This window comes from Polycyclovorans algicola TG408 (assembly GCF_000711245.1).
GTDB classification, from domain to species: domain Bacteria; phylum Pseudomonadota; class Gammaproteobacteria; order Nevskiales; family Nevskiaceae; genus Polycyclovorans; species Polycyclovorans algicola.
Genome location: NZ_JOMH01000001.1, coordinates 2,943,663 through 2,969,541, shown reverse-complemented (window position 1 = coordinate 2,969,541; position 25,879 = coordinate 2,943,663). Strand labels below are relative to the sequence as shown.

The following is a 25,879-nucleotide window of genomic DNA, read 5'->3' as shown; positions in this document are numbered from 1 at the left end:
AGGAGAAAGACATGGCGGAGCCGACGCCCGAACGCGACCCCAACGAAACCCAGGAATGGCTGGCAGCGCTCGACGATGTTTTGCGTGAGCAAGGCCCTGCGGTTGCCCATGCGCTTCTGGAAGAACTGATCACCCGGGCACGCGGCAAGGGCGCCTTCATTCCGTTCTCGCCGAACACGCCGTACGTCAACACCATTCCCACCGCGCTTGAAGCCCAGTCGCCTGGTGATCATGCGATGGAGTGGCGCATCCGCAGCCTGACGCGTTGGAACGCGACCGCCATGGTGGTCAATGCCAATCGCGAGCACGCCGGCATCGGCGGTCACATTGCCAGTTTTGCCTCCAGCGCCACTTTGTACGACGTGGGCTTCAACCATTTCTGGAAAGGCGCTGACCATGAAGATGGGCAAGATCTTGTGTATATCCAGGGCCATGTCACCCCCGGCATTTACGCGCGCGCCTACCTCGAAGGCCGCCTCACCGAGACACAGTTGCAGCGCTTTCGCATGGAGGCGCTGGCGCCGGGGCTGTCCAGCTATCCGCATCCGTGGTTGATGCCGGACTTCTGGCAGTTCGCGACCGTCAGCATGGGCTTGGGGCCTATCATGGCGATCTATCAGGCGCGACTGATGAAGTACCTCGCCAACCGCGATCTGGCGAAGAACGATCAACGCAAGGTCTGGGTGTTCTGCGGCGACGGCGAAATGGACGAGCCGGAAAGTCTTGGCGCCATCGACATCGCCGCGCGCGAGCAGCTCGACAATTTGATCTTCGTCGTCAACTGCAACCTGCAGCGGCTCGACGGCCCGGTGCGCGGTAACGGCAAGATCATCCAGGAACTGGAAGGCAGCTTCCGTGGCGCCGGCTGGAACGTCATCAAGGTGGTCTGGGGCAGCGGCTGGGACGCGCTGCTGGCGCAGGACACCAGCGGCAAGCTGCTGCAACTGATGAATGAAACCGTCGACGGCGAGTACCAGAACTTCAAGGCCAAGGGCGGCGCCTACACGCGCGAAAAATTCTTTGGCAAATACCCCGAGACCGCGCGCTTGGTCGCCACCTGGACAGACGAACAGATCGCCGCACTGCAGCGCGGTGGACACGACCCGCACAAGGTCTACGCCGCGTATCACGCCGCCGTGAAACACACCGGCACGCCCACGGTGATCCTCGCCAAAACGGTGAAGGGTTACGGCATGGGCGAGGCCGGCGAGGGGCAGAACATCACCCACCAGCAGAAGAAGATGGGCGAGGACGCGCTGAAGAAATTCCGTGACCGATTCCAGATTCCCGTCACCGACGAACAGATCAAGGACACGCCGTTTTATCGACCCGCTGAGGACTCCGATGAGATCCAATATCTCAAGGCGCGGCGCGAAGCGCTGGGCGGTCCCCTGCCCAGCCGCAAGGTCAAGCCGGTCAAGCTGACGCTGCCGCCGGCGTCAGCCTACGAGCGATTGCTGACCGACACCGGCGAGCGTGAAATCTCCACCACCATGGCCTTCGTGCAATTGCTGCAAACGCTGATCCGCGACAAGAAGATCGGCAAGCAGGTCGTGCCCATCGTGCCCGATGAAGCGCGCACCTTCGGCATGGAGGGTATGTTCCGCGCCCTGGGCATCTATTCCATCGTCGGGCAAAAGTACGAGCCGCAAGATGCCGACCAGCTGGCCTATTACAAGGAAGACGTGAAAGGTCAGGTGCTGGAAGAAGGCATCACCGAGGCCGGCGCCATGTCGAGCTGGATCGCCGCGGCCACCAGCTACGCCAACCACGGCGTGCCGCTGTTGCCCTTCTACATCTACTACTCGATGTTCGGCTTTCAGCGTGTCATGGACCTGTGCTGGGCGGCGGGCGACATGCGCGCGCGCGGCTTTCTGCTCGGTGCCACCGCCGGACGCACCACGCTCAACGGCGAAGGCCTGCAGCACGAAGACGGGCACTCGCAGGTCATGGCAGCGCAAATTCCCAACTGCCGTGCCTACGATCCGGCGTTCGCTTATGAATTGACCGTGATCATCCAGCACGGCATGCAACGCATGTTCGTTGACGGCGTTGACGAGTACTACTACCTGTCGCTGTACAACGAGAACTACAGTCATCCGGCGCTGCCGCCGGGCGTTGAGACCGGCATCGTCAAGGGCATGTACCTGCTGCGCTCGGCCGAGGCCGCCAAACACGATCTGCACGTGCAGTTGCTCGGCTCAGGTGCGTTATTGCGTGAAGTCATTGCCGCCGCCGACCTGCTCGCCGAGGAGTGGGGCGTGACCAGTGACGTGTGGAGCGCGCCCAGCTTTTCGGAGCTGGCCCGCGAAGCCTGCGAGGTCGAGCGCTGGAATTTGCTGCACCCCACCGAGACGCCGCGCGTCGGTTATGTCACCGAGTGCCTCAAAGGCATGATGGGTCCGGCCATTGCCAGTAGCGACTGGGTTCGCGCCGTACCCGAGCAGATCCGGGCTTACGTGCCCATGGCCTATCACGTGCTCGGCACCGACGGTTTCGGGCGCTCTGACAATCGCCCTGCGCTGCGCGATTTCTTCGAGGTCGATCGCCGCTGGATCGTCGTCAAGGCCCTGCATGCGCTGGCGCAGGAAGGCGCGCTGCCCATGGAGCGCGTCAAGCAGGCCGCGCAAATCTACGGGCTGGCCGCCAATCGCTCAGCCCCCTGGACGGTGTAAACCATGGCCAAGACAATCGAGGTGAAGGTGCCCAACATCGGCGATTTCGAGTCGGTGCCGGTGATCGAGTTATTGGTGGTCGACGGCGACATGGTCGAAAAAGATCAGGCGCTGATGGTGCTGGAGTCTGACAAGGCGACGATGGACGTGCCCAGCCCCGCTGCCGGCAAGGTGAGCGGGCTTAAGGTCAAGGTGGGCGACAAAGTGGGCGAGGGCACCCTGCTTTGTTCGCTCAGCAGTGACGCCGATGCCGCGCCGAAGGCGGAGGCCAAGGCCAAGGCCGACAGCCCGAAAGCTGACGACGCCAAGAAAGAACCGCCCGCCGCCCGGCAGGGCGACGACCAACCCGCCAAGCAATCTTCAGCGAGCGAGAAAAAGTCCGAGAGTGCCAAGCCTGCCTCGAGGCCGGCCGCGAAAAAGAGCGGTGGCGCGCTCACCGTGACCGTGCCCAACATCGGTGACTTTGAGTCAGTACCGGTGATCGAACTGTTGGTTGCCGAAGGCGACACCGTCGAGAAAGACCAGGCGCTGATGGTGCTGGAGTCCGACAAGGCGACGATGGACGTGCCCAGTCCGGCCGCCGGCACGGTGACGTCGCTCAAGATCAAGGTCGGTGACAAAGTGGGGGAGGGCACCGAGGTCTGCGTGCTCACGACCGCCGACGAAAGCGCCGACGAAGACGATACGCCTGCAGACGACCAGGCCGACGAAGCGCAAGAGGCGCCGAAGACCGACGAGAAGCCTGCCAAGGCGGCCGCTGAAACGCCTAAGGCAGATGCGCCATCACCCGCAACCTCCGCGCCCGTCACCCAGGCCGACGGCGAACCCTTCTACGCCGGCCCGGCCACCCGCAAGGTGGCGCGACAGTTTGGGGTGGACCTTTCCAAGGTCCGTGGCAGCGGTGCGCGGGGCCGTATCGTCATTGAAGACGTGCAGGCCTACGTCAAGGCCGAGTTGGCCAAGCCGGCGAACGGCGGCGGTGGCAAGGCGGCCGGCAGCGGCATTCCGCCGATTCCGGTGCCCGACTTCTCGCAGTTCGGTCCGGTGGACACGCAGCCGCTGGCACGAATTCGCAAACTGTCGGCCGCACACCTGTCGCGGTCGTGGCTCAACGTACCGCACGTCACCCAGCACGACGACGCCGACATCACCGAGCTCGAGGCCTTCCGCAAATCCGCGGGCGGCTACACCGAGGCCAAGCTCACCCTGCTGCCGTTTCTCATCAAGGCGGTGGCGCTGGTCATCAGGCGCTATCCGGAGTTCAACAGTTCGCTGTCGGCCGACGGGGACTCCATCGTCCTCAAGGGGTATTGCAACATTGGCTTCGCCGCCGAGACGCCGAATGGGCTGGTGGTGCCGGTGGTCAAAGACGTGTGGAACCAGTCGGTTGGTGAGCTTGCCGCTGACTGTGCGCGCCTTGCCAAGGCGGCGCGAGACGGCAAGCTCAAGCCTGATGACATGAAGGGCGGCTGCTTTTCGGTCTCCAGCCTCGGCGGCATCGGCGGCAAGTACTTCACCCCCATCGTCAACGCGCCCGAGGTGGCGATATTGGGCGTGTCACGGTCCAGTCTGCAGCCGGTGTGGGACGGGAGCGGGTTCGGCCCGCGTCTGATGCTGCCGCTGTCGCTGTCGTATGACCACCGGGTGATAGATGGCGCGGCGGCGGCTCGGTTCATCGTGCTGCTGGGCGAGTTGCTGGCCGACGTGCGTCGCTGGGTGTTGTAGCCCGCCTACAAAAAAGCCCGGTATCGCGAGGCGACGCCGGGCGTTCTGCAACCGTCGAGACGATCAGTTGCCGAAGAGCTTTCCGAAGGCCTTGTCCATGGCCTTGTCGACCATTGAGTCGGTGGCTTCGTCGACCTCTTGGTCGGAGCGCTGTTCAACGCGCTCCTGCTGGCGTTGCGCCTTCTGGCCAAAGAGGCTGCCCATGAAGCCGCCGCCCGACGCCTCGGCGCCGGCTTCAGCGTTGGCGCCGCCGCCCATCTGGCCCTGCATGTTGGGCATGGATTGCGGTGCCGACGGCAGCTCGAAGCGGCTGGCGGCCGGAGCGTCGTTAAAGCTGACCACTCTGAAGTCGCTGTCGGCCCGCAACATTCCGTACCCCCTCAACGCAGCCTCAAATTCGGCGCCGCCCGCTGGCATGGGATTGCCGGTCAGTTGCGCCATGGTTTCGGTCATGTTCGAGAACGCCTTCATCAATTCAACCGCGCGCGGGTCCTTGGACAGCACCAGCTCCCTCGACTGCGTGTTGCCCTCGCCATCGACGTAGGTCAGTACGTGTACCTCGCCATTGACGCCCGCGACGGTTTCGCTGCGCCCACTGGCCTTCAGCGACTTGAACTGGTCAACAACGTCCGGTCCCAGCGCCGGCATCTGCTGGCCGACCATGCTCATCATGCTGCCGGCATCAATCACCGTGTCACCGCTGATCATGAACATCTTGCCGTCGCGCAGCACCATGCGATCACTGCCGGCGCCGACATTCATGCTCAGCTTGTCGTCGAGGTAATCCATGCGCACCGTTTCGCCGTCACTGCTGCTGATGGTGGCGCTGCCGGCTGCGTGCGCGGTGCCGATCCCAAGGCTCAGCATCAGCAAAAAAAGCGCGTTTGTTAATAAGCGTTGCATGCTCATCCTCCTGATTGGCTCAAGTCGGCACGCTAGCGCTTTGTCGAAAGCCAGGCCATCCCCCAAATGGGCGACAGTGGCTCTGTGTCTGCGACGTTGTCAGTGATGGCTTGCATTGGGTCAGCCACGGCGGCGTGTTTGGCGCGGGTACCCCGCGCAGCCGGGCTCGGGGTTCAGCGCTGTTGCCGCGGGCCTGAACGGACGATCCTGCCAGTGGTAATCCGCCCTGCCTGCCCTCTGATGATGTCGACTCATTTTCCAATGGTTCGCCACCCGCTCCACGCGGGGGGTGGGCACTGGTTGCAACTTGATCAAGTCCTCGGACTGCAGGGTGACCCGTGGCTGTCCGATCACTGCCTGGGCGGCGAGGCGGTGTTGCCGGCGGCGATGGCGGTCGAGTGGATGGCGCAGGTTGCCGCGTGCTGTTTGCCCACATTGCAGGTGGTCGAGGCGCGCAACCTGCGCGTGCTGAACGGCGTTCGCCTGGTCGATCATCACGACCGGCGGCTGATGGTGCGCTCGCAGCCTGCAGGTGTGCCAAACGCGGGCGAGACGCTGCTCGACGTCGAGATCGTCGATACCGCAGCCCTGCATCGAGTCTGCTACCGCGCAACGATTGGCCTCGCGCACCGTCTGCACCCCGCACCATGCTTGCCGGCGCTGCTGCCACCCGTGGCACCGAGGCGTACCGGTGCCGAACAGGCCTATCGCGACTACCTGTTTCACGGACCTCGGTTTCGCGTGCTTGAGGGTGAGCTGTTAAGCAATCAGCACGGAATTGATGCCACCGTGCGTCGCAGCACGCCCACGTCATTTGGGCTGGGGGGTGGCCACTGGCACTTCGACCCGGCGCTACTTGACGCGATGCCGCAGCTCGCCATTGTCTGGTCGCGTCTGCAATTCGACACCACACCTTTGCCGTCCGCCATGGCGCGTATTCGGCGGTTTGCGGCCGATGGTGACGGCCCCCTGCGGCTGTTCTGGCGGACCCGCAGCGACGCGGCCGCCCACTGGACCCACTTTGACGCGTGGGTGGCCGATCCTTACGGCCGCGTCGTCCTGCAGGTCGAAGGCGCCGAGGGTGCGGCATCCGCCGCGTTGAACCGGCTGGCGGCGTGACGCGTCGCGCGCCGGCCTATCGCCAGCAATCCACACCGTCACTGCCACTGGCCTGTTTGCGACCGCTGGCAATGACGCTGAGCGTGCCGCAACGCGCGTCATCTGCCTGGGCGCCGACCGGGATGGCTTCGAGCCGATAGCCCTTGACGGTGACCTCGCTGAGTTCGAGGCGGTAAATCGACCGGTCCATCTCCTCCGTCTCGGGTTCGCCGGTCGCGCTGATCCAGGTTGGATTGGCCGGGTAGCCGAGCGCGGTAAGTGTGGCGGCGTAGCGGCGCCGGTCAACGTAGTAACCGTCTTGCCGCGCCTGAAGCTCGACCAGCGCGGTCTTGGCCGCAGTGCGGTTCGCCTTGAGGATGTAGTTGCGATAGCTGGGCAGGGCAATCGACACGATGATGGCGAGGATTGCAACCGCAATCATCAGTTCGATCAGGGTGAAACCTCGGTTTGGCGGTGTGGGCATCATCAGTCCTGCGGAATGGGACGCTCATCTTCGCCGCGTCGCTCGCGCCAGTAAATCGGGACGAAACGCGGCACCTCGGCATCGAGCAGCTCGGTGCCGCTGCGCGCGGTGCCCACGTCGGCCATCGACAGCGCGCCCGGCAAGCCCGGTGCGCGCGCCTCAACCGAGCGCGCGCCGCTGCCACCGGCGGCGGTGATGCGGTCGGCGGCCGGTCGGCCATCCAGCAACGACACGCCGTAGAGGCGGCTGCCACCCTCGTCAACTTCGCAGACGACGCTGCCGGGATCGGTGGGCACAAAGGTCGAGAAAAACACCACATTGCCCAGCGTCAGCGGCTGCGAAAGGTTTTTCTCACCAGGGCGAATCAGCTCGATCTGCCAGCCGGTGCTCAGGTTTTGATTGTCGGCACAGTCATCTTGGTTGGCGTTCTGGCAGAGCAGCGTCAGGTCGGCAAAATCGGCATGGCTGGGCAGTTCGTCCTCGTTGACGATGACCGCGTCAATGTCGCGCAGGCTGCCGAGCCGGGTGTCACGGTAGGCATAGAGGTGATTCTGCTGCACCCGTTCCACCGGGTCGGCGCGGTTGCCGCTGCCGATGATTACCGCATCGAAATTCGCACCCGGGCTGCGCACCGGCACCATGTCGACGCCGTGGAAAAAGCGTCGGTCGGTGGCGACGCTGGCCGTGTCGTGGCGGCCGACGCTGAAGATCGGCGACAACGTCCAAGCTGCCGGGTCATCGCCGCCCATGTCACCGCGCCACACGCGGCCGCCGGTGTCGCCGACGTACAGGCGGTTGGCAAAGCCGTCGCCGGTGGTATCGAGGGCTTCGACGCGCGCCGGAATGCTGTCGGTGAGCAGCGGATGGCGGAAGCGATTTTCAGTGATGTCAAACGGCGCTTCGGCGTTGAGTTCCCCCTGGGTCGCCTTCCAGATCAGCGCACCGGTTTCGGCGTCGATGATGAACACCGCGTTGCCGCGCGCATCATTGCTGCCGATCACGCCATCACTGGCGGCCTGCGCGTCCTTGCCCAACGGCGTGTTGGCCGCGTTGCGACCGCCGTCGTAGCCCCCGCCGACGACCAGCACGATGCGGGTTTCGCCGTCGACGCGCATCTGCACCGCCTGCGGTGTGCTGAAGGTCAGGCCCAGCTCGCTGTACCAATCGGCGCGCGCATTGATCACCGCGTCATTGCTGACCAGGCCGTCCGGGGTGATCCGCCACATGGGGGTGGGCAGGTCGGGATTGCTCAGGTTCAGCGCGTACAGCGCGCTGCCGCTGCGCCGCAGGCCGAAAAAGGCCCAGACCGTGTCATCGGCGCTGTCGAGTGCGTCGTCGGCCGGGCCGCCGCCGGGCGCGCGGTTGCGAATCACCACGGCGGGTTCGCCGTCGACACCGTAAGGGAAGCGCGCGCCCGGCTCGTTGTCGCGCAGCACTTTCTGCTGGCCCATGACGGCCTGCGGCATGAAGCCCCAGCTTTCGACCCCGGTGTCGTTTCGCACCATGCGCAGAAAGCCATCTGTGGCGCCATAAAGAATGCGGATGTCGGGGTTCTCCTCGGTGAAGCCGCCGCGCGCGCCATAGTTGATGGCCACCGGGCGGGAATGCAGCACCGCGCCGTGACGCCAGGGCCGGGGTTGGACATCGCCGAGGTTCAGGGTGGGCGCGGCGGTGGTGCCGACCTCCCAGCCGCGGGCGAAGAGCATTAGCGCGCGTGCCTCTTCGTTATCGGCGGCGCCGAGTGCGGGCGTCAGTTCCATCTGGCGGGTGGCGTCGTCAGCATTCAGGCCAACGAGGCTGATCTGGCCATTGGCCACGCGGTCGAAGAACAATTGTCGTGCGCCGGCCGTGCCGTTGCTGCGGCCCGAGATGGGCATTCGGCTGCCGGCGCCGCCCAGGGTCACGTCGCGGCCGTCGGCGCTGGTGCCGGGCGGCAGCTTGGCAGGTTCGGTCCACACGCTGAGCACGTCGCTGCGAATGCGACCGTCGACATCTACCGCATCGCTGCCCTGTGCGTCGGTGTAAAGCGCACCATCGAACTGCAAGCGTTTGAGGTTGCCCAGCCAGCGAGGGGCCTGGTTGGCGGTCGGGCGGAAAAGCCCAAAGAAAGCCGGCGCCAGAATCCGGTTCGGTGCGGTCAGGTCAAACGTCAGTGTCGGCGTCAACAGGCTGGCATCGACCACCACCGTGGGCTGGAGCAGTTGGCCGATCTGGTCGCCCAGACCCAGCAGCCCCAGCCGGTCGGCATACGTGGTGACGTTGGCACCCACCGTGGTCAGCGTCTCGATGCTGGCGAGGTTGTCCTGCACCAAAAAGAATGACTGCAGCGCAATGCGGTTGCCGTTGATGTCGAGAAAGCCGGTTTCGGCCGCTTCGCGCACCACTGCACCCAGCGACACCACGCCGCTTTCCTCGACCCCTGGCAGATAGCCGCGCAGGGTGTCGTCAGAGTCGTCCTGCAACAGCGGGTTGGTGAGCTGCACGTGCAGCAGGTTGGCGCGCCGGCATGCCAGGTCGGGCTGCACATAGTTGCCGCCCGCTTCGATGGCGGTGTCGCGGCCCAGCAGGGCGGTCAGCCCGTCCCAGCGCTTCAGCGGCGCATTGAACACCTCGTCACCAGCGAGGTAATGCAGGACCTCGGCGTAGACCTCCTTGGTCTGGTAGGGCGGCAGCAGTTCGACCTGACCACTGAGCACGCTGCCCGACAGGCCAGTGACGGCGTTGACCACGTTGGTCGGATTCAGCAGGTCGGTGAGCAGGGTCACCACGCGACTCAGCACGGCGCTGACACTGCCCTCGTCGACCAGCGGCGTGCTGCCCAGCAAAAAATACGCCCCGTTGCTGCAGTTGACGGTTTCGCGGCGGGTGGTGGTGATCGACGCCTGGTCACCAAAGTCGCAGTTCACCGCCCGGTCACCCGCGGCATTGGCGCGGTCGGCGTGGGTGACGACGATGGCGACGTTGGAATCGACCAGCTGGTTGAGAATGGCCTCGAGCAGGCTGATCAGGTCAAGCTGGTTGGCGCCCAGCACGCCGCCGACCGTGGTTTGCAGCAGACCGCTGACCGTGGACGGCAGTTGGCCCACCACGGTGCCGAGCAGCGGGTCAACCAATCCGGCTACAAGGTCACCGACGAAGCCGCCCAGCAGCGGGTTGACGATGCTGCCAAGCAATGAGATGCCGAGCAGAAAGTCGAGCGTGCCGCAGGTGAGTTGGCTCACCCCGCCCAGTAGCGGCTGGAGCAGAAAGCCCACCGCTGGCAGATTGACCACTGGAGAGTCCACGCCCAGCACGCCATAGAGATTGCACAAGGCCCGCGCGCGACTGGCGTCGCTGTTGCCGGTGCCCAGCAACAGATCACTGAGCAGATCTTCGGGCTCGTCCTGTGTATTGGTGCCCAGCACGTCGCCCAGCAGCGACTCGTTGGTCAGGTCAAGGCACAACTGCGGCGCATCGGGATTCTGCGTATTACTCGGGTTGGTCAGCGTCGTGTTGCAGATGCCCAGCAGGTTCAGATCCAGCGCCAGAATCGTGGTCGGCGGCTGCAGCGGGTTCTCGGCGGGGTTGATGTAAATGTCGATGTCATCCGCCAGCGCCGGCGCGCTGCACAGCGCCGCGCCCATCAAGACCAGCGGGGTCAGCAACGTGCGAATGGACGGGCGGTGTTTCATCAGAATTGGGCGATCCCTTCGACCTCGGGCACGGCAATCTGCACGCCCTGTTGAATTTCGGCGGCGCCTTGGCCGATGGCGCTGCGATCAGTGCCGGCGGTGACGCGAAAACGTGCATAGCGCACCCGGGCGGTGGTGCCAGTGGTGCCGACCGATGTGGCGGGTACCAGCGCCTGGCCATTGACCGACTCGCGCCAGACCTCGACATAGGTGCGGTCTGCGAGCGCGCCTGAAGGCGTCGACGGCGGCGTCAGGCCGCCGTCCGGGCATCCAAATGGTGCGCGCAGCGGGTTGCTGGCGGCGAGGCCCTCGGGGAAGCACCCAATCTGCAGATCGGCGACCAGGGTCACCGGAAAATGGGTTTCGATGTCGGCCAGCAGCGCGTCGACCAGCGATTGCGACACCTCGATGGCATTGACCCGCGAGGCTTCGTTGTCGGCCATGGTCAGTGAGGTGCTGGCCTCGCGCACAGCGCCGATGCCGAGCAGGGTCAGCACGATCAGAAACAACAGCGCCGTGGCCAGCGCCGCACCGCGTTGCCGATGTGGGGGGAGGGGGAGGGCGGCGCCCGAAGGAGGCCTGGCTGTGGAAGCAAAGTTCGCAGCGCCTGCGGCGCGCCCTCTCCCGACCCTTCGGGCCACCCTCTCCCACGCGTGGGAGAGGGGACGATCCAGTACCAAGGCAATCCGTCCTGTCATGGCAGCGGGTTCTTCAACTGCACGGTAGTGGCAAAGCGCTTGCGGTAATAGTGACGCGGCGCGACGCCGTTGGCTTCATCGTCGGCCTGGCGCGGCGTCCACGCGCGGCCGCCCTCGCGGCCGGGATAGGTGTAGGTCTTCATGTCGCTGTAGCTGCGATCAGGCTCGGACGCGCGGACCCTTAGCGACACCTGTGCGGTGACTGCGCGCAACAGGTCGGCGTCGCTGGGTTGGGCGGTGTAGCGGTCGGGCGTGTTCAAGAAATCCGCATCGTCGTCGATGCCCCAGACAATCTGCAGGTCTTCAACGCCCTCGGCGACGCACTCGTCGTCCCAGCCGGGCACCGCGCCGCGTCGCAAGGTCTTGCGGCACAGGGTGGGGATGCCATCGCCAGCGGCCACCGCCCAGTCGCGAATGTAATAAAGCCGGGGGAGATAGCGGTGCAGCTGCAGCGGTGCATTCAGGGGTTCGCCTTCGGCGCAGGCGTCAATCTCGCCGCTGGCCGGCACCCGCAGCAGGCTGCCGACGACCCCGTTGGTTTTGACGACGTAATCCTGGGGCATCAGTGTCACCTCGTCGCAGGTCTCCGGCGTGACGCTGGCCTGCCCCGAAACGCGGCGAATCAGCACGGCATCGGTGTCGTCGCGCACGTCGGTGAGGCAGCCGAAATGGCTGGCGATGGCGGTGCCGCTGGCGTCGTTGAAGAAGGCCACGCGTGCCGCGCCGTCAAAGGCCCAACCGGGCTCGGCGTCTTCCGGACCACAGTCGGCGCCATCGGCCAGTCCGTCGAGCGCCGAGGCGCGTACGTCAAGGGTTTGCGCCTGAAACAGCCCGCCCCAATAGCCGGCCATCTGCAGGTCGCGGGTCAGAGCAGCCAGTGCATAGCGACCCTGATCCTGCAGCCCGGCAAGCTGCTGGTTCTGTCGGCGGTGGCGGTTGTTGTCGACGAACAACTGCACCAGCGCCAGCAGCAGGATCAAGCCGAGGGTGCCGGCAATCATCAGCTCGATCAGCGTCAGGCCATGCTGTTGGCGACGTGCGGTTGTCATGACACGGCACTGGCGACGAACACGTCCGACACCATGACGCGGCGGAAGTCTTCGAGGCCCTCGTCATCCAGGTAGGCGTCGCGTCCGCAGTCGACGTTGGCAGGATCGGTGGCGTCGTCAGCGTCATCGGGTGGCGCCAGCGGCGTGATGCCGCGCCAGGCGATGGCGATGCGGTAATGCCCCGCCGTGTTGCCGGCAATGATGCACGCGGTGGGCGCAGAAAGGCCGCCAGTGGCCACGCCCTCGTCATCGACTTCGCCGCCGACGGCGAGTTGTTCGGCCCATTCATGGAGATCCCACGCCGCCAGTTCGTCCGGTGTGCACGAGGCCTGGGCGCAGTCCGTGCCGGGCGCTGACAGGGCAATGGCATTGGTCACCAAATAGCGGTTGGCGACACTGGCGTTGGCGCGCATGCGGGTGAGAATGTCTTGCGTGGCCTGCCCGGCGAGGGTGCGTTGGGCGGCGTCAAAGCTGGCTTTCTTGGCAATGATTTGCAGGCCCGCCAGCGCCAGCAGGCCAACGCCCATGACGAACACGGTGATCAACACCTCGACCAGCGTGAAGCCGCGCGCTTGGGTCATGGGCACAGGCTCGCGTGGCGCGATGGGTCGTCGCCCAGATCACGCAGGCGCAGCAACCCGGCCGGGCGTGCGCTGACCTCGCGGCTGTTGCCGGGGTTTGTGCCGCAGACGATCACCCCGACTTCGTCGATGACCCGACCACCGGGATTAAAACGGATGCGCGGCAGGTCGCCGAACTCGCTGATCCATTCAATGTTCAGGTTGCTGAAGGCGACCTCGCTGAGCAGGCCGGCGTCGTCAACCAGGTTGCCGTCGGCGTTGAGGTCCAGGGCGTCAGGCGCGTCGTCGCCATCGTCATCGACGATCACCTGCCAGCCGTTGAGCCAGTCATCGTCGAGGGGAATGACGCTGATCAGGCTGTTGCGCGACACCGCCTCGCTGCGGGCCTGGGCGAGGCTGACGTACAACTCGCGGGTGAACTCGCTGCGCTGACTGTTGGCAAACAGCGCCTGGAAGCCCGGCACGGCCAGTCCCACGGCAATGGCCAGCACCGCGAGGGTGACCATCAACTCAATGAGTGTGAAACCGGAGATGTGACGGCGCATGGAGGGACTCCTTCCGACCGACTGTGCCGAAGTGGGTCGGACAACTTTAGGTCATTCCGATGGACGGCCTCATGGAGCGTCTCAATGGGTGCGGGCGCCCGATGGGCGCGTGCGGTCGCTATCCTTCGCGCCATGAAATCCGGTTTGCACATGATCGTGCTCGGCGCAGGCATCGTCGGGTTGTTCACCGCGCTTTTGCTGCGCCAGCGCGGCGTGGCAGTGACGGTATTCGACCCGGCGGCACAAGCCGCGCGGCAAAGCAGCTGGGCTGGCGGCGGCATCGTCTCGCCGCTATGGCCTTGGAATGAGCCGCCGCAAGTTCAGCAATGGGCGCTGCAGGCGCACCACGTGTACCCCAACTGGGCCGAACGGCTGCGGGCCGAGACGGGCATCGACGTGGAGTATCGACGCACCGGTATCTGCTGGTTGCTGGCCGAATCTGAGCAGGCGCTCGCCGAGGCCTGGCACCAGCAATGGCAGTTGCCCTTCACCCGCACGGCGAGCGGCCTTTCGAGCGGGCAACTGGGGCAAGTGCGCAACCCGCGCCTCGGGCGGGCCCTGGCGGTGGCCGCGCAATTGGCCGGGGTGGACCTGCAGCTTGGCACCCTCGTTGAACCCGTTTTGCGTGACGGGCGCGTGATCGGGGTGCGGCGCGCAGACGGGCCGATACTGCCGGCCGACGCGGTGATCGTCGCGGCAGGGGCCTGGTCGGCTGCGGTGATGGCAGCGGTTGGTTTGTCCTGCGACGTGCAGCCGGTGAAGGGCCAGATGCTGCTGTTTGCGCCGACGCCCGACGCGCCGCGATTGGGTCCGGTCAAGATCAGCCGCGCGGTGTATCTGATCCCCCGTGCCGATGGCCAAATTGTGGTCGGCAGCACGCTCGAACATGCCGGCTTCGACACCGCCACCACCGACGCTGCGCGTCGCCAGTTGCACGACGCGGCCTTGGCGCTGTGGCCGGACTTGGCGGGCTATCGCCTCGCCGGCCAATGGGCCGGCTTGCGACCGGGTGGCGGCGCAGTGCCACAAGTCGACGCCACCGCCATCCCCGGCCTGTGGGCGCACTTCGGGCACTTTCGCAACGGCATCACCCTGGCGCCGGCCACGGCGGCCGCATTGGTGGAAAAAATTTTGGCATCGCTTTAGGGCTCAGGCAGGCGCCTGAAGCACGTCCAGGAACGCTGCCAACGTTGGCCCCGGCGGGGTGTTGCGCAGGCGCACCTGGTACAGGGCACGGGCGATGCGCAAGCCGTCGACATTGAGCACGGTCAGTCGTCTGGCCCTCTGCTCGGTCTTGATCGACAGCGATGACAGGAACGCCAAGCCCGCGCCCGCCGCCACCGTGTGTTTGATGGCCTCGGTGCTGGCCAAGGTCATCGACGGCCGGATGCGCAAGCCCTTTTCGGCCAAGGCGAGCTCGGTGACCGCACGGGTGCCGGAGCCGATCTCGTGCATCAGCAGGCGCAGATCCTGAAGCGTCGCCAGCGTCATGGACCCCTGTTTTGCCGCCGGGTGCCGGGGTGCGGCGATCAGCACCAGTTCGTCCTGCGCGAACTCGGAATAATCAAGCTGCTCACTGCTGACCACGCCCTCGGTGAAGCCGATGTCGATCTCGCCGGCGAGCAGTTTGCGTTCAATGACGTGGGTGTTCTCAACCTGCAGGGACAGCTCCACCGCCGGATAGCGTTGACGAAAGGCCGCCAGTCGCTGCGGCAGCAAGTAGCTGCCGATGGTGCGGCTGGCGCCAATGGTGAGACTGCCGCGCGCCTGCTGCTTGAGATCACCCAAGGCACTGCGGGCCTCGGCCTCAATGGCAAACAGCCGGTTGGCGTAGCCGAGCAGCAGGCGACCGGCCTCGGTCAGCCGCACGCCGCGCGGCAGGCGGTCGAACAGCACCACACCCAGCGCCCGTTCGAACTCGCCCAACTGTTTCGAGACGGCCGACTGGCTGATGTGCAGGCGCTGCGCACCCCGACTGACGCTGCCGTTGGCGGCCACGGCCTGGAAGATCGCCAGATGATTGAGGTTCATATCGGTCCCGGTCGTGCGTCGTTAGTGGCATGAATAATATAGATGGCAATTATTTATATTTTGTATTTTATTTATGGAACGACCAACTCTAAACTGCGCGCCTCTCCACGACCGATGGACTTTTCAGTGACCGATCAAAAAGCGACGAACGTGACCTGGCATGAAGGCGAAGTAACGCGCGCCGACCGTTACCGCCTGCTCAAGCAGAAGGGGGCCACCATCTGGTTCACCGGTCTGTCCGGCTCGGGCAAGAGCACCATCGCAGTGGCGCTGGAGAAGGCGCTGCACCAGCAGGGCAAGCTCTGCTACCGCCTTGATGGCGACAACGTGCGCCTTGGCATCAACAAGAATCTGGGCTTCTCGGCCGAAGACCGCACCGAGAACATTCGCCGCATCGGTGAGATCGCCAAGCTGTTTGTCGACGCCGGCGTGATCGCGTTGTCGAGCTTCGTCTCGCCTTACCGCGACGACCGCGACCTGGTGCGCAAACTGCACGAAGACGCGGGTATCGACTTCATCGAGGTCCATGTCGACGTGCCGTTGGCGGTTGCCGAAGAGCGCGACCCCAAGGGGTTGTACAAGAAGGCGCGCGCGGGCGAGATCAAGAACTTCACCGGCATCAGTGACCCTTACGAGGCGCCGCTGAAGCCTGAGCTGGTGCTGCCCAGCCACGAGCTGAGCCTCGAGGCCGAGATCAAGGCCGTGCTCAAGCTGCTGAATGCACGCGACATCGTGCCGACCACCTGAGGGCGCCCTGTAAGACGATTGCGCGCGTCAATTCGCGCGCGACGCTTTGCAGCGATCCCTCATCACTCAAAAATCCAGGTTCTTAAAAATGATCAAGCCCCATGGTTCTGACGCGCTCAACCCGCGCTTTGTGTTCGACGCCGCACGCCGCGCGCAACTTGCGCAGGAGGCCGAGTCGCTGCCCAGTCTGTTGCTCAATTCCGCCGCCGCCGCCAACGCGGTGATGCTGGGCGCCGGGTATTTCAACCCGCTGTCCGGCTACATGAACAAGGCTGACGCGCTGAGCGTGGCCACCGACCTGAAGACCGCCGACGGCCTTTTCTGGCCGGTGCCGGTGCTCAACGTCACCAAAGAATCGGGCATCAAGCCCGGCAAGCTGGCGCTGCGCGACCCCAACGTCGAAGGCCATCCGGTGCTGGCGGTGATGGACGTGCAGGCGGTGGAAGCCGTCAGCGATGCCGAACTGCAGGGTATGGCCCAAGAGATTTTCGGCAACCTCGATGCCAAGCACCCCGGTGTGCAGACCTTTCTGGGGCTCGGTAACACGATCCTTTCGGGGCCCATTGAGGTGCTCAGCTTCAGCTATTTCCAGAGCGAGTTTCCCGACACCTTCCGCACCGCCGTTGAGATTCGTGACGAAATCAAGCAGCGCGGCTGGAACAAGGTCGTGGCCTTCCAGACCCGTAACCCGATGCACCGCGCGCACGAAGAACTGTGCCGCATGGCGCACGAGCGTTTGGGCAGCGACGGCATCGTCATCCACATGCTGCTCGGCAAGCTCAAGGAAGGCGATATTCCCGCCGACGTGCGCGACGCCTGCATCCGCACCATGGTCGACAACTACTTCCCGAAGAACACGGTGATGATCACCGGCTACGGTTTCGACATGCTCTATGCCGGCCCGCGCGAAGCGGTGTTGCACGCCGTGTTCCGCCAGAACATGGGCTGCGATTACCTGATTGTCGGCCGCGACCATGCTGGGGTCGGCGATTACTACGGCGCGTTCGATGCACAGACGATCTTTGACGAGAAGGTGCCGGCCGGCGCGCTGCAGATCGAGATTTTCCGCGCCGACAACACCGCGTATTCGAAGAAGCTGGATCGTGTGGTGATGATGCGTGAGGCGCCCGATCATTCGCCCGAAGACTTTGTGGCGCTGTCGGGCACCAAGGTGCGCCAGATGCTGGGGCAGGGCATCGCGCCGCCGCCAGAATTCTCGCGCCCTGAAGTCGCCAAGGTGCTGATGAATTACTACCAGGCACTCGACGCCAAGAAGGCTTGAGATTGCCGAGCGCACAGGCCGGATTTGCACTGCAAGTCCGGCCTGTTTTGTTTTCAACTGAATCACCAAAGAGGTGTGCATGGCGGACTTCGACGTTTTCAATGGCGACGCGGACGGCATCTGTGCGTTGGTGCAATTGCGCCTGGCCGAGCCGCGGGACGCCAAGCTGGTCACCGGCGTCAAGCGTGACATCGAGTTGCTGTCGCAGGTCGAGGCACAAGCGGGTGATCGCATCACCGTCCTCGACGTGTCGCTCGACAAGAATCGGGACGCGCTGCAACGTGTCTTGGCGGCTGGCGCCGAGGTGCTTTATATCGATCACCACTATGCCGGTGAGATTCCCGAGAGCGCGCGTCTGACGACCGCGATCAACGAAGCACCGGATGTTTGCACCAGCCTGCTGGTCAACGGTCGCCTCGACAACCGGTATGCCGAGTGGGCCGTGACCGGCGCGTTTGGCGACAACCTCAAGCGCAGCGCCGAGGCCATTGCCCGGCCCCTGGGTCTGTCGGCCGGGCAACTGCAACAGCTCGAAGACCTGGGGATTTACCTCAACTACAACGGTTACGGCGAAAACCTCGAAGACCTGCTTTTCGCGCCTGCTGCACTGTTCAACCTTGTCAGTCAGCATGCCTCGCCTTTCGACTTCATCCGCAGCGGGCGCGAACATTTCGACCGGCTGGCGGAGGGCTACCGCACCGACATGGACCGCGCCGCGTCGACGCCGACCATCGCCGGTTCGACTGAGCACGCCGCGCTGATCGTCCTGCCCGATGCGGCCTGGGCACGAAGGGTATGCGGGGTCTACAGCAACGATCTGACCAACCTGCATCCCGACCGCGCCCATGCGGTGCTCACCGAGAAGCACAACGGCCACTACCTGGTCAGCGTGCGCGCGCCGCTGAACCGCAAGAAGGGCGCCGACGAACTGTGCCGCAAGTTCCCGTCAGGTGGCGGACGCTCGGCGGCGGCGGGCATCAACGACCTGCCGGCCGATCAACTGGGTGCGTTCACAAAGGCGTTCACGGCGCAGTTCGAGGTTTGATGGTGGGCCAGACAGGCTTCGAGTCGATGCCGACTCTCAAGTTGCGCGCCCGCGTCACCACGCCGCGTCACGGGACGCATTGTTGAGCCTGATGACCCCCATCTCAAGGCCTTCCTCCCTGGCCAGCCGTCGCCATTGAACTTACCCCCGGCGCGCCGGGCTCGCGTGCACAGCTGGTTTTGAGAAATGGACCCTTAACGCCAGCACTCGTCTCCGCGGTCGTCGCCTTCGGCGCTCTGGGCGCGCTGCTGCGCGACCCTGTCGAGCGAAATCTCGCGACAGGGAAGGTCGCGGAGTTGGCGTCCAACAGCCGTGGCAATCAACCGCCAGCCGCTCGGGTCATCGCTATCGAGTGAAATCTGATAGAGCGAGTCCGCAGTGGCGGCGGCTTGAAGCTGCCGATCGCGACCCACGAACAGAGGTTCGGCATCGATGCCCACCAGCGTCTCAAAATCGTCGGCATCCTCTCGGCGCAGCAGCCGCTGCTGGGCCTGAAGGTTGGACAACTCGAGAAGCGTACTGGTCGCGACACTGCGGTGCGTGCGATCAACGTAACGCTGGTAACTCGGCAGCGCGATCAGCGCCAGTATGGCCACGATGGCCACGGTGATCACCAGCTCAATCAGCGTGAAGCCCGTCAGCCAACGCGCGCCGGTTTGCGAGTGGCTGGCGCCGCATCTGTCGCCATTGCGGCTCATGACCAGCCAACCCTTGTTTCATTTTTGATGATCCAGCGGTCCAGCCGCCTGGCGTGCGGCAGGCGACCGTCGTAGCGCAAATACAACGATCCGCCCGATTCGGCCCGACGCGTCAGGGGCCGGGCTTCGAGCTCCAGGCAGGGCCTGCCGGGCAAGCGGCCGAGCTGTTGACGCTGACCTCATAGTCGCTTTGTTCGCCGCAGACCTGGCTCAGTTGTTCGTCGTCACCGAAGAGTTCGCCCACGGCGCTGGGGTAGCGATCACGACGCATGTAGAAGCGCTCGGCACGCTGTTGCAGGTTGACGAGGCAGGCCTGTCCATCGACGACGGCGCCACGGGTCAGGTAGCGCTGATAGCTGGGCAGGGCAATGGCCGCGAGAATTCCGATGATGGCCACGGTGATCATGGTCTCGATCAGGGTGAAACCCGCGTTGTTCATTGACGTGGCTCTCGCCAGTCGATTTCACCGCTACGGGCGCCCGCACCGACATCCGCCTCTCGGCTTTCAATGGCGCCTGTCGACGTCTGCGTCAGCACCGTGATGCCGCGACCATCTCGAGCCGCCCCGACATGTAGAGACGGCGCGGACGCCACACCCGCGCCGAGCCCGACAGACCGACGCGCCACGTCGCTCGGCGCTGTTCCGCCACCGACGCTGCCGAAAATCGGCAGGTCGCCGCGTGGGGTACCTGTCTTGTAGTAGACGCCATAGAGCTCGCTTCCGCCCTCTCCGCCGCAGAGGTCGGAGGACGGCGAGAAGCCTGATGCGAACAACACATCCCCCAACACAGAAGTTTGGGTGACATTGCGTTCCGAGGGCAACGACGCAGTGCGTGCCAGCGAGAATCGCCAGCCGTGGACGGGGGCATCATCGCCTTCAAGCGCCGGCTGACCGATCAGCTGCTCCAATTGCGAAATACTTGTTGGCGTCGTGCCGCCAATTGCACCGACGCCGGTCACGGCGTTGTCCAGGGTGACGACCGCATTCGAGACATCGGCCAACTCGTTGGCGAAGTCCGTGAGGGGCTCGGGCGCCGAGGCGGTGTCCTCATGGACGTCAATCACGCCGAAAACCCAGTTCTGAAAATCGGTCGTTTTGTCGATGTCGGTGTAGAGGCGGCCGCTCGCTGCATAGACCCAGCGATTGCCGAGCTCATCAAAACTGACGGAAGGCGTCGACACGGAAGGGCCGCCGGGTTGGAGCATCACCTTGGGCGCCACCCAATTGACTGAGTCGGGCTCTTCCTTCAGATCAAGCTTGAAAAGAGAGCCGTTCTGGCTTGCGATGAAGGCGTTGGCGTCATCGTCATTCCTCCTGCGCGACACGTCGGTTGCAACCGTTCCGAAGTAGACGGCATCGGCCTTGAAGTTCAAGTCCCAGTCTGCCGTCACCGGATCGCCGACGAAGCTCTCGGGGGCTTTGTTCCCAAGGTCATAGGTCTGCCTCAACGATTCGTTGCCAGCCGCCATCTGGGTGAGGTCATGGACAAAGAACTTGCCCGGGTCGTCGCTTGCCGCGTCGATCAGGTTGGTTTGGCGGGTGTTCAAGTTGTCTGGCCCACTGCCAAAAACGAGATACCAGCGATCTGTGTTGGGGTTGTTGTCGGGCGTGCGCCCTCGCTGGCTGTTGGAAACGACGGTGGGGAATGAGGTGGTGAAGCCAATCTGCTCGCCCGACAGTTCCGCCAGTACCTTTGGCGGTTGCTCCGGATCGGTCACATCCAGCACCACGTAGGCGGAGCGGGTCTGGATCTGGTCGTCCACCAGATTACTGAAATCCTGAAACCCAAGACGACGGGTGTTGCGTCGCTCATTTGCCGGCAATACGAGATCGCCGCCGCCAAAGCGGAAACCGACGACCATCAAGGTCGCCCAGCCGCAAGGGTTGCGCGCGTCCGAGCAGGGGCGGTCATACACGCGTGCATCAAAAACCCGCGGCTTGCCATCGACGTACCAGACGTGTTGGTAGCTGGTGTCGGTCAACCAGGTGAGATGGGGCAGCAGGTTGTACGGGGCGTAGGCCCAGACCTCACTGCCCAACGGGTGCTGAACCTCGTTGCGCGTCCCGGTCAGATTGAAGCGTCGGTTGGCGGTGTCGTAAAAGCCTGCGTTAAAGGCATGAAGCAGGCCGTCATTCGCGCCGACGTAAACCATCTGTCGCCGGTTGCGGTAGCGCTCACGAAATTGAGCGTAGGTCGCGTCGTCGTAAAGCAGGTCAAAGGCTTCAGCCGGGGTGGCGGCGACGGTGGGGGTGGATTGAACGATGTCCCCCAAACGCAAGGTCACCGGCTGGTTGTTGTCGAAAAAGTCCAGGGTTCGCGACCGTAACTCTGCATCATCCTGCCCACGGGTGAAGTCAACCAGCCGATCGGCGATCACCTTGGTGGGCGCATTCAGAATGCCGAAGCGGCGGGCACTGAAACTGTCCTTGGTGAAGGCGACCTGCTCGCTTGCATCGACTCTGCCATTCTGATTGAGATCCAAAAAAGTGAGGATGTGACGACCCAGGTTCGCGGGCGTGCCATACGGGCGCTGGGCCGTTACCTGGGCATTGGAGAGGGCCGCCAGCCGGTCGCGGGCATTCCAGATGACGCGCAGATTCGACAACTCATCAAGCTCTGCCACGGTATCTTCGTCGTCCGGGTCGCCCAGAAAACGACGCACGCGCGTGCGGCGGTTTTCAGGGATGGGATTGGTCTCGTCGAAGAAGATTTCGACCACCGGGTCTGCCGCAAAGTCGTCGAGCATGGCGTTGCCGTTGCCGTCTTCGCGCAGGCGGCCCTGTTCATCAATCCACAACGCGTGCAGCGAGCCGATCCACGCCACTTCGTTGCCATTGCTATCACGACGAACGGGCTCGAAGAGTGCCTGAAATACTGCACCGACGCCTTCCCTGGCATTTGCCACCACCGATGCGGCGGTTCCGGAAGAGGTTTGGCCAATAATGGCGTCGAACACACGTCGCAAGGCGTTTTCGAGCTCTTTTGGTTCAACTGCAAAGAAATAATTGTCAGGGTTGCCATCTGGAAGTGGCTCACCTCGAATATTTTGGGTGTCCCATTGCTCCCTCTCCAGCGGCACATTGGAGCCAAATTGATGACTGCCCTGGAATCCTCCATATTTGGCGGCGTACCATAGAGGGTCCTGTAGCGTTCCAGCGGTTGAACCTCCCACGTCGTAGACGACAGTTGTCGGATTATTACTAACTTGGCAGTCGTTACAACCCAGGATTCCGGCTGGGTCAATGTAGGAGAAACTGTTGATTCCTGAATGAGAATGAAAGCCATCCTTGGTGGTTCCAGACAAAATATATCCGAAACCCATCGAGTCTGGGGTTGAGTCACTGATAACGTTTGTGGTGACAGTTAATTTAGATGAGGTAATTGAATATTCAATAATTCCCCACATGTCTTGATCGAAGTCGCCACCCTGTTCAGAGTCTTCCCAGTTAACGTAAAGCTTACCTCTACCAATTCCATCAGTTTCAGAATGAGGTTCAATAATTTTGAAATCGACAATGGCACATGCGCCCCCTCCCGTCACGGCAGGTGTAACGCTGTTGTTTTTGCAAGCCGGCAGAATTGTAACTTTTTGATTTGGCAGGCTTGGAATTGGAATATTTACACTTGGCGTGGCGGAGGCCAGTTGAACGGCGTATGTTTTGAGTCGCTGCTCCCCTGTGACGTTGCCGTCAGAATTGATGTCGTTATTGAACGCGTAATATGCGAGTCCTGCGATTTTGAATGTACCACTCAGGCGAGGCGCTTCCGGACAGACTCCAGTGACATCGCCAAATGCAGTCACTGTTTTTGCGGTGCAAGTCTGATTGTCCTGCGTTCCGCTCGTTCCGACAAACCACTCTTTTCCATGTATGCCCTCCATTTCTCCGATTAGATTGGTTAATTGGGCGGAACTCATGGTTGAGCCGGCAGATTGGATCCCATCTGATTGGTCGTCAAGCTCATCACCATCGTATGAAACCGTGCTGGTGTTGAAGATAACGGTGTTCAAAGACGCACAAGAGTTTTGCTCAGTGACAGAGGCAGGCTGATAAGATTGTGGTGGATTTAACCCAGAAATAAAAGTCGAATCATTCGCCCTGAATGAACCGGACGGAGGTTCATTTCCGTACCAACGAAGGGTACTCAGGTAGGCCTCTGCGAGCGGATTCCCCCAATTTTGACAGGTTCCGGGTGCGGGCGAAGACAAACCAAAGTCACAGTTATTTGTGTTGTTACCGTTTGTTCCGTAGGTTCCGTCTGAGTGCCGGTATTGGACGATCCGGTAAAGAGAAAGTGCGTTTACAATACCGTTAGCACGATTCTGCTGCGCGCCGTTTACAGTGCCGGATTCGTCTTTTAGACCGGAAACGCGTATGAAACGGCCATCGACATTTACATTGACCTCGTTAGTAAATGGCCCAACCCTTTTCATCACATCGCCGCCTGACTGGTTCTTGCTGTAAGTGCCCGCGACCATCCCAAACCACATACGCTCTGTGTCTCCGAACTCCTGCAAGAGGCCAATTGGCTTCAAGGTCCCGGAGGGATAGCGTTTGCAGTTGTCGCCTTCTTTTAAATCCTCGCTGCAAACTTCAACACGAGCATTCCAATCACCATTGGTAACCGTGTCGAATTTTAACGCTTCGCTTGACCTGTTGGGCTCTCTTGCCCATGCCGGGATGCCGCTCAAGGTGTCCCCTGAAGCATTTCCTGGTGGGCTCAGTGTGTTGCCATTGCATCCCGTCCGCCCTGGATCGTCGGTGCAGTCTTCCGGCGCGGGGGTTCTAGTTTCCTCACGCCAGCGACATTGCCAGCGCTCATTCGATGCCCACAAGGAGAAATTCCCCCGAGCAATTCGAATCAAGGGTGGATCGTTTACGTTTTGAGATAAGGCATTATTGGTTACTAACCTTTTAGAAAGTATTGTCATAATATGAGACAATACGGCCATGAAATGCAAGCGCTCATCGGATGGTCGTTCTATCGATCATCATTCATTGCAGGTAATGCGACAGCAGGCGATCAAGGCCATGCGTGAAGGCCAGCCTGCGGCAAGTGTTGCTGCGGCTTTTGGTGTGAACGTTCGCAGTGTTCACAGGTGGTTGGCTGACTTTGTCAATGGCGGGCAGAACGCGCTGCTGGCCAAGCCCATCCCCGGCAGACCACCAAAGGTCAGTGCTGACGAGATGCGCTGGCTCGCACAGACGGTACGGGATCACTCGCCGTTGCAGTACCGCTTTCAGTTTGGCCTTTGGACGCTGTCGCTGATTGCCGAACTGATTCGCCGTGAGTTTGGCAAGAAGCTGTCGCTGGCCTCTGTCAGCCGAATCATGAAGCTGCTGGGCTTCAGTGCACAGAAGCCGTTGTATCAGGCTTGGCAGCAGGATGCGGCGTTGGTGCATCAATGGGAACAGGAAACCTACCCCGCCATCCGGGCCGAGGCGCGTGCAGCGGGCGCGACGATCTACTTTGCCGACGAGTCCGGCATTCGGTCGGACTACCACACCGGCAGCACCTGGGCGCCGCGTGGGCAGACCCCGGTGGTGCAAGTCACCGGACGACGCTTCTCGTTGAACATGATCTCGGCGGTGAGTCCACGCGGAGATTTCCGATTTATGGTCCATGAGGGCTCAGTGACTTCGCAGGTGTTTCGGGAATTTCTGAAGCGGTTGATGATCGGGGCCGAGCAGCCGGTTTTCGTGGTGGTCGACGGTCACCCCATCCACAAGGCAAAGCTGATCAAAAACTACGTCGACAGCCTGAATGGACAGCTCAAGCTCTTCTTCTTGCCGCCCTACTCGCCGCAATTGAACCCCGACGAACAGGTCTGGGCCCATGTGAAACGGCAGGTCTCGCGCCAGTTGGTGCAGAGCAAAGATGAAATGAAGCGCCTTGCCATCGGTGCGCTCCGACGAATCCAGCGGCTACCCGAACTCGTGAAATCATTCTTCCGACAGCCCGAGTGCAAATATGCGGCAGGGTGACATTTCTTTTGAGAAGGTTAGTATATCGACCGTCGTGTTGCACAGGGTTATGCCGTTCTCACGCTTATCTACCTTGTTCGTGCTGATATCTGTGAACGGGGTTAATTTGGCGATATCCGGGCCGTTGTAATACTTCGCAAAAGAGTGCGCGTCGTTCGGCAAATATGTGCGCTGCAGGACGGTGAGATTCTGGTCACCACCACCCGCCGCGGTAGAGTCATCAATTGATCGGGCGCCGCCAAAAAGAATTTTTCTGACCACGTCAATCCGCGTCATGCTCGCCCAGTTAAGAAAATTTCCACTCCATTGATTGTTGCAATATTTATCTTCGGTTCGATTTGCCGGAACAAATCGGTCACTTGAATAGCTATAGCATTTGAAGCTATCGAAATATCCATAATAAATAAAAGAGTGGTTATAAGTTGTTTCTATAACCCCATCGCCATTTAGATCTGTAAAATCGTTGTAGGCTTTAAAAAACAAGGTGTGATCTTTCGACAGCGTGATCATCGCTTGCGGCTGGGCCGAGTCCACACTCGTGACCGGCAGTGCTGCGTACTTGAGCATGTTGTCGGCGCCCGACAGGTAGTCGAGTCCGACAGCCCACACTGCCCAGGGCATCAGGGCCCCGATGCCGAGCGTGGTGAGGCGCATTTTCAGT

20 protein-coding genes are annotated in these 25,879 nt (G+C 62.6%); 8 read left to right on the top strand and 12 right to left on the bottom strand.

Annotation, left to right across the window (positions count from 1 at the left end):
- Nucleotides 1-11 precede the first annotated feature (11 nt).
- Nucleotides 12-2,675: a pyruvate dehydrogenase (acetyl-transferring), homodimeric type gene (gene aceE / locus U741_RS0114230; RefSeq protein WP_029891119.1), complete on the top strand. Its 2,664-nt coding sequence runs from the start codon at nt 12-14 to the stop codon at nt 2,673-2,675.
- A 3-nt stretch (nt 2,676-2,678) separates the two neighbouring features.
- Nucleotides 2,679-4,400, top strand: coding sequence for a dihydrolipoyllysine-residue acetyltransferase (aceF, locus tag U741_RS0114225; protein WP_029891118.1), 1,722 nt, complete (start codon nt 2,679-2,681; stop codon nt 4,398-4,400).
- 63 nt (nt 4,401-4,463) lie between these two features.
- On the opposite strand, the gene U741_RS0114220 is transcribed toward aceF, so the two are convergent.
- Nucleotides 4,464-5,303, bottom strand: coding sequence for a hypothetical protein (locus U741_RS0114220; RefSeq protein WP_152551625.1), 840 nt, complete (start codon nt 5,301-5,303; stop codon nt 4,464-4,466).
- Between the two features lie 300 nt (nt 5,304-5,603).
- On the opposite strand from U741_RS0114220, the gene U741_RS0114215 reads away from it, so the two are divergent.
- Complete coding sequence (locus U741_RS0114215; RefSeq protein WP_161776245.1) at nt 5,604-6,422, top strand: polyketide synthase dehydratase domain-containing protein; 819 nt, start codon at nt 5,604-5,606, stop codon at nt 6,420-6,422.
- 16 nt (nt 6,423-6,438) lie between these two features.
- On the opposite strand, the gene U741_RS0114210 is transcribed toward U741_RS0114215, so the two are convergent.
- Genes U741_RS0114210 through U741_RS18640 form a run of 6 tightly spaced genes read right to left on the bottom strand, consistent with a single transcriptional unit; the run spans nt 6,439 to nt 13,429 of the window.
- Nucleotides 6,439-6,885, bottom strand: a complete 447-nt coding sequence (locus U741_RS0114210; RefSeq protein ID WP_029891115.1) for a type IV pilin protein — start codon at nt 6,883-6,885, stop codon at nt 6,439-6,441.
- Between the two features lie 2 nt (nt 6,886-6,887).
- Nucleotides 6,888-10,556, bottom strand: coding sequence for a pilus assembly protein (locus tag U741_RS0114205; protein ID WP_029891114.1), 3,669 nt, complete (start codon nt 10,554-10,556; stop codon nt 6,888-6,890).
- Nucleotides 10,556-11,254, bottom strand: coding sequence for a PilX N-terminal domain-containing pilus assembly protein (locus tag U741_RS0114200; RefSeq protein WP_152551624.1), 699 nt, complete (start codon nt 11,252-11,254; stop codon nt 10,556-10,558). Before U741_RS0114200 ends, U741_RS0114205 begins: the two co-directional genes overlap by 1 nt.
- On the bottom strand, nt 11,251-12,303 hold the full coding sequence (locus U741_RS0114195; RefSeq protein WP_029891112.1) for a PilW family protein: 1,053 nt from the start codon (nt 12,301-12,303) through the stop codon (nt 11,251-11,253). The genes U741_RS0114200 and U741_RS0114195 overlap by 4 nt, the downstream gene beginning before the upstream one ends.
- The gene (pilV, locus tag U741_RS0114190) at nt 12,300-12,884 is read right to left on the bottom strand and encodes a type IV pilus modification protein PilV (RefSeq protein WP_052378848.1); all 585 of its coding nucleotides are present in this window, start codon (nt 12,882-12,884) and stop codon (nt 12,300-12,302) included. The genes U741_RS0114195 and pilV overlap by 4 nt, the downstream gene beginning before the upstream one ends.
- Complete coding sequence (locus U741_RS18640) at nt 12,881-13,429, bottom strand: GspH/FimT family pseudopilin (RefSeq protein WP_052378847.1); 549 nt, start codon at nt 13,427-13,429, stop codon at nt 12,881-12,883. The genes pilV and U741_RS18640 overlap by 4 nt, the downstream gene beginning before the upstream one ends.
- A 150-nt stretch (nt 13,430-13,579) precedes the next feature.
- Between U741_RS18640 and U741_RS0114180 the strand changes: the two genes are divergently transcribed.
- Complete coding sequence (locus U741_RS0114180) at nt 13,580-14,575, top strand: NAD(P)/FAD-dependent oxidoreductase (protein ID WP_161776241.1); 996 nt, start codon at nt 13,580-13,582, stop codon at nt 14,573-14,575.
- 3 nt (nt 14,576-14,578) lie between these two features.
- On the opposite strand, the gene U741_RS0114175 is transcribed toward U741_RS0114180, so the two are convergent.
- On the bottom strand, nt 14,579-15,460 hold the full coding sequence (locus tag U741_RS0114175) for a LysR family transcriptional regulator (RefSeq protein ID WP_029891108.1): 882 nt from the start codon (nt 15,458-15,460) through the stop codon (nt 14,579-14,581).
- 126 nt (nt 15,461-15,586) lie between these two features.
- Here U741_RS0114175 and cysC point away from each other — a divergent pair, with 126 nt between their 5' ends.
- The 3 genes from cysC to U741_RS0114160 all read left to right on the top strand — a co-directional run bounded on the left by cysC (nt 15,587) and on the right by U741_RS0114160 (nt 18,534).
- Nucleotides 15,587-16,207 carry an adenylyl-sulfate kinase gene (gene cysC, locus U741_RS0114170; RefSeq protein ID WP_029891107.1) on the top strand — a complete coding sequence of 207 codons (621 nt, stop codon included), beginning with the start codon at nt 15,587-15,589 and terminating at the stop codon, nt 16,205-16,207.
- A gap of 88 nt (nt 16,208-16,295) precedes the next feature.
- Nucleotides 16,296-17,489 carry a sulfate adenylyltransferase gene (gene sat, locus U741_RS0114165; RefSeq protein ID WP_029891106.1) on the top strand — a complete coding sequence of 398 codons (1,194 nt, stop codon included), beginning with the start codon at nt 16,296-16,298 and terminating at the stop codon, nt 17,487-17,489.
- 79 nt (nt 17,490-17,568) lie between these two features.
- Nucleotides 17,569-18,534: a hypothetical protein gene (locus U741_RS0114160; protein WP_029891105.1), complete on the top strand. Its 966-nt coding sequence runs from the start codon at nt 17,569-17,571 to the stop codon at nt 18,532-18,534.
- Nucleotides 18,535-18,728: 194 nt separating this feature from the next.
- Here U741_RS0114160 and U741_RS18635 read toward each other — a convergent pair whose 3' ends face one another.
- The 3 genes from U741_RS18635 to U741_RS19310 form a co-directional block, all read right to left on the bottom strand.
- The gene (locus tag U741_RS18635; protein WP_052378845.1) at nt 18,729-19,232 is read right to left on the bottom strand and encodes a type IV pilin protein; all 504 of its coding nucleotides are present in this window, start codon (nt 19,230-19,232) and stop codon (nt 18,729-18,731) included.
- Between the two features lie 112 nt (nt 19,233-19,344).
- Complete coding sequence (locus U741_RS19755; RefSeq protein ID WP_052378844.1) at nt 19,345-19,671, bottom strand: type IV pilin protein; 327 nt, start codon at nt 19,669-19,671, stop codon at nt 19,345-19,347.
- Nucleotides 19,668-23,924 (bottom strand): pilus assembly protein, encoded by a 4,257-nt coding sequence (locus tag U741_RS19310; protein ID WP_161776239.1) that lies wholly within the window; start codon nt 23,922-23,924, stop codon nt 19,668-19,670. The genes U741_RS19755 and U741_RS19310 overlap by 4 nt, the downstream gene beginning before the upstream one ends.
- Before the next feature lie 259 nt (nt 23,925-24,183).
- Here U741_RS19310 and U741_RS0114140 point away from each other — a divergent pair, with 259 nt between their 5' ends.
- On the top strand, nt 24,184-25,218 hold the full coding sequence (locus U741_RS0114140) for an IS630 family transposase (protein WP_029888535.1): 1,035 nt from the start codon (nt 24,184-24,186) through the stop codon (nt 25,216-25,218).
- Here U741_RS0114140 and U741_RS0114135 read toward each other — a convergent pair.
- The gene (locus U741_RS0114135) at nt 25,177-25,872 is read right to left on the bottom strand and encodes a hypothetical protein (protein ID WP_029891101.1); all 696 of its coding nucleotides are present in this window, start codon (nt 25,870-25,872) and stop codon (nt 25,177-25,179) included. The genes U741_RS0114140 and U741_RS0114135 overlap by 42 nt on opposite strands.
- Between the last annotated feature and the right edge of the window lie 7 nt (nt 25,873-25,879).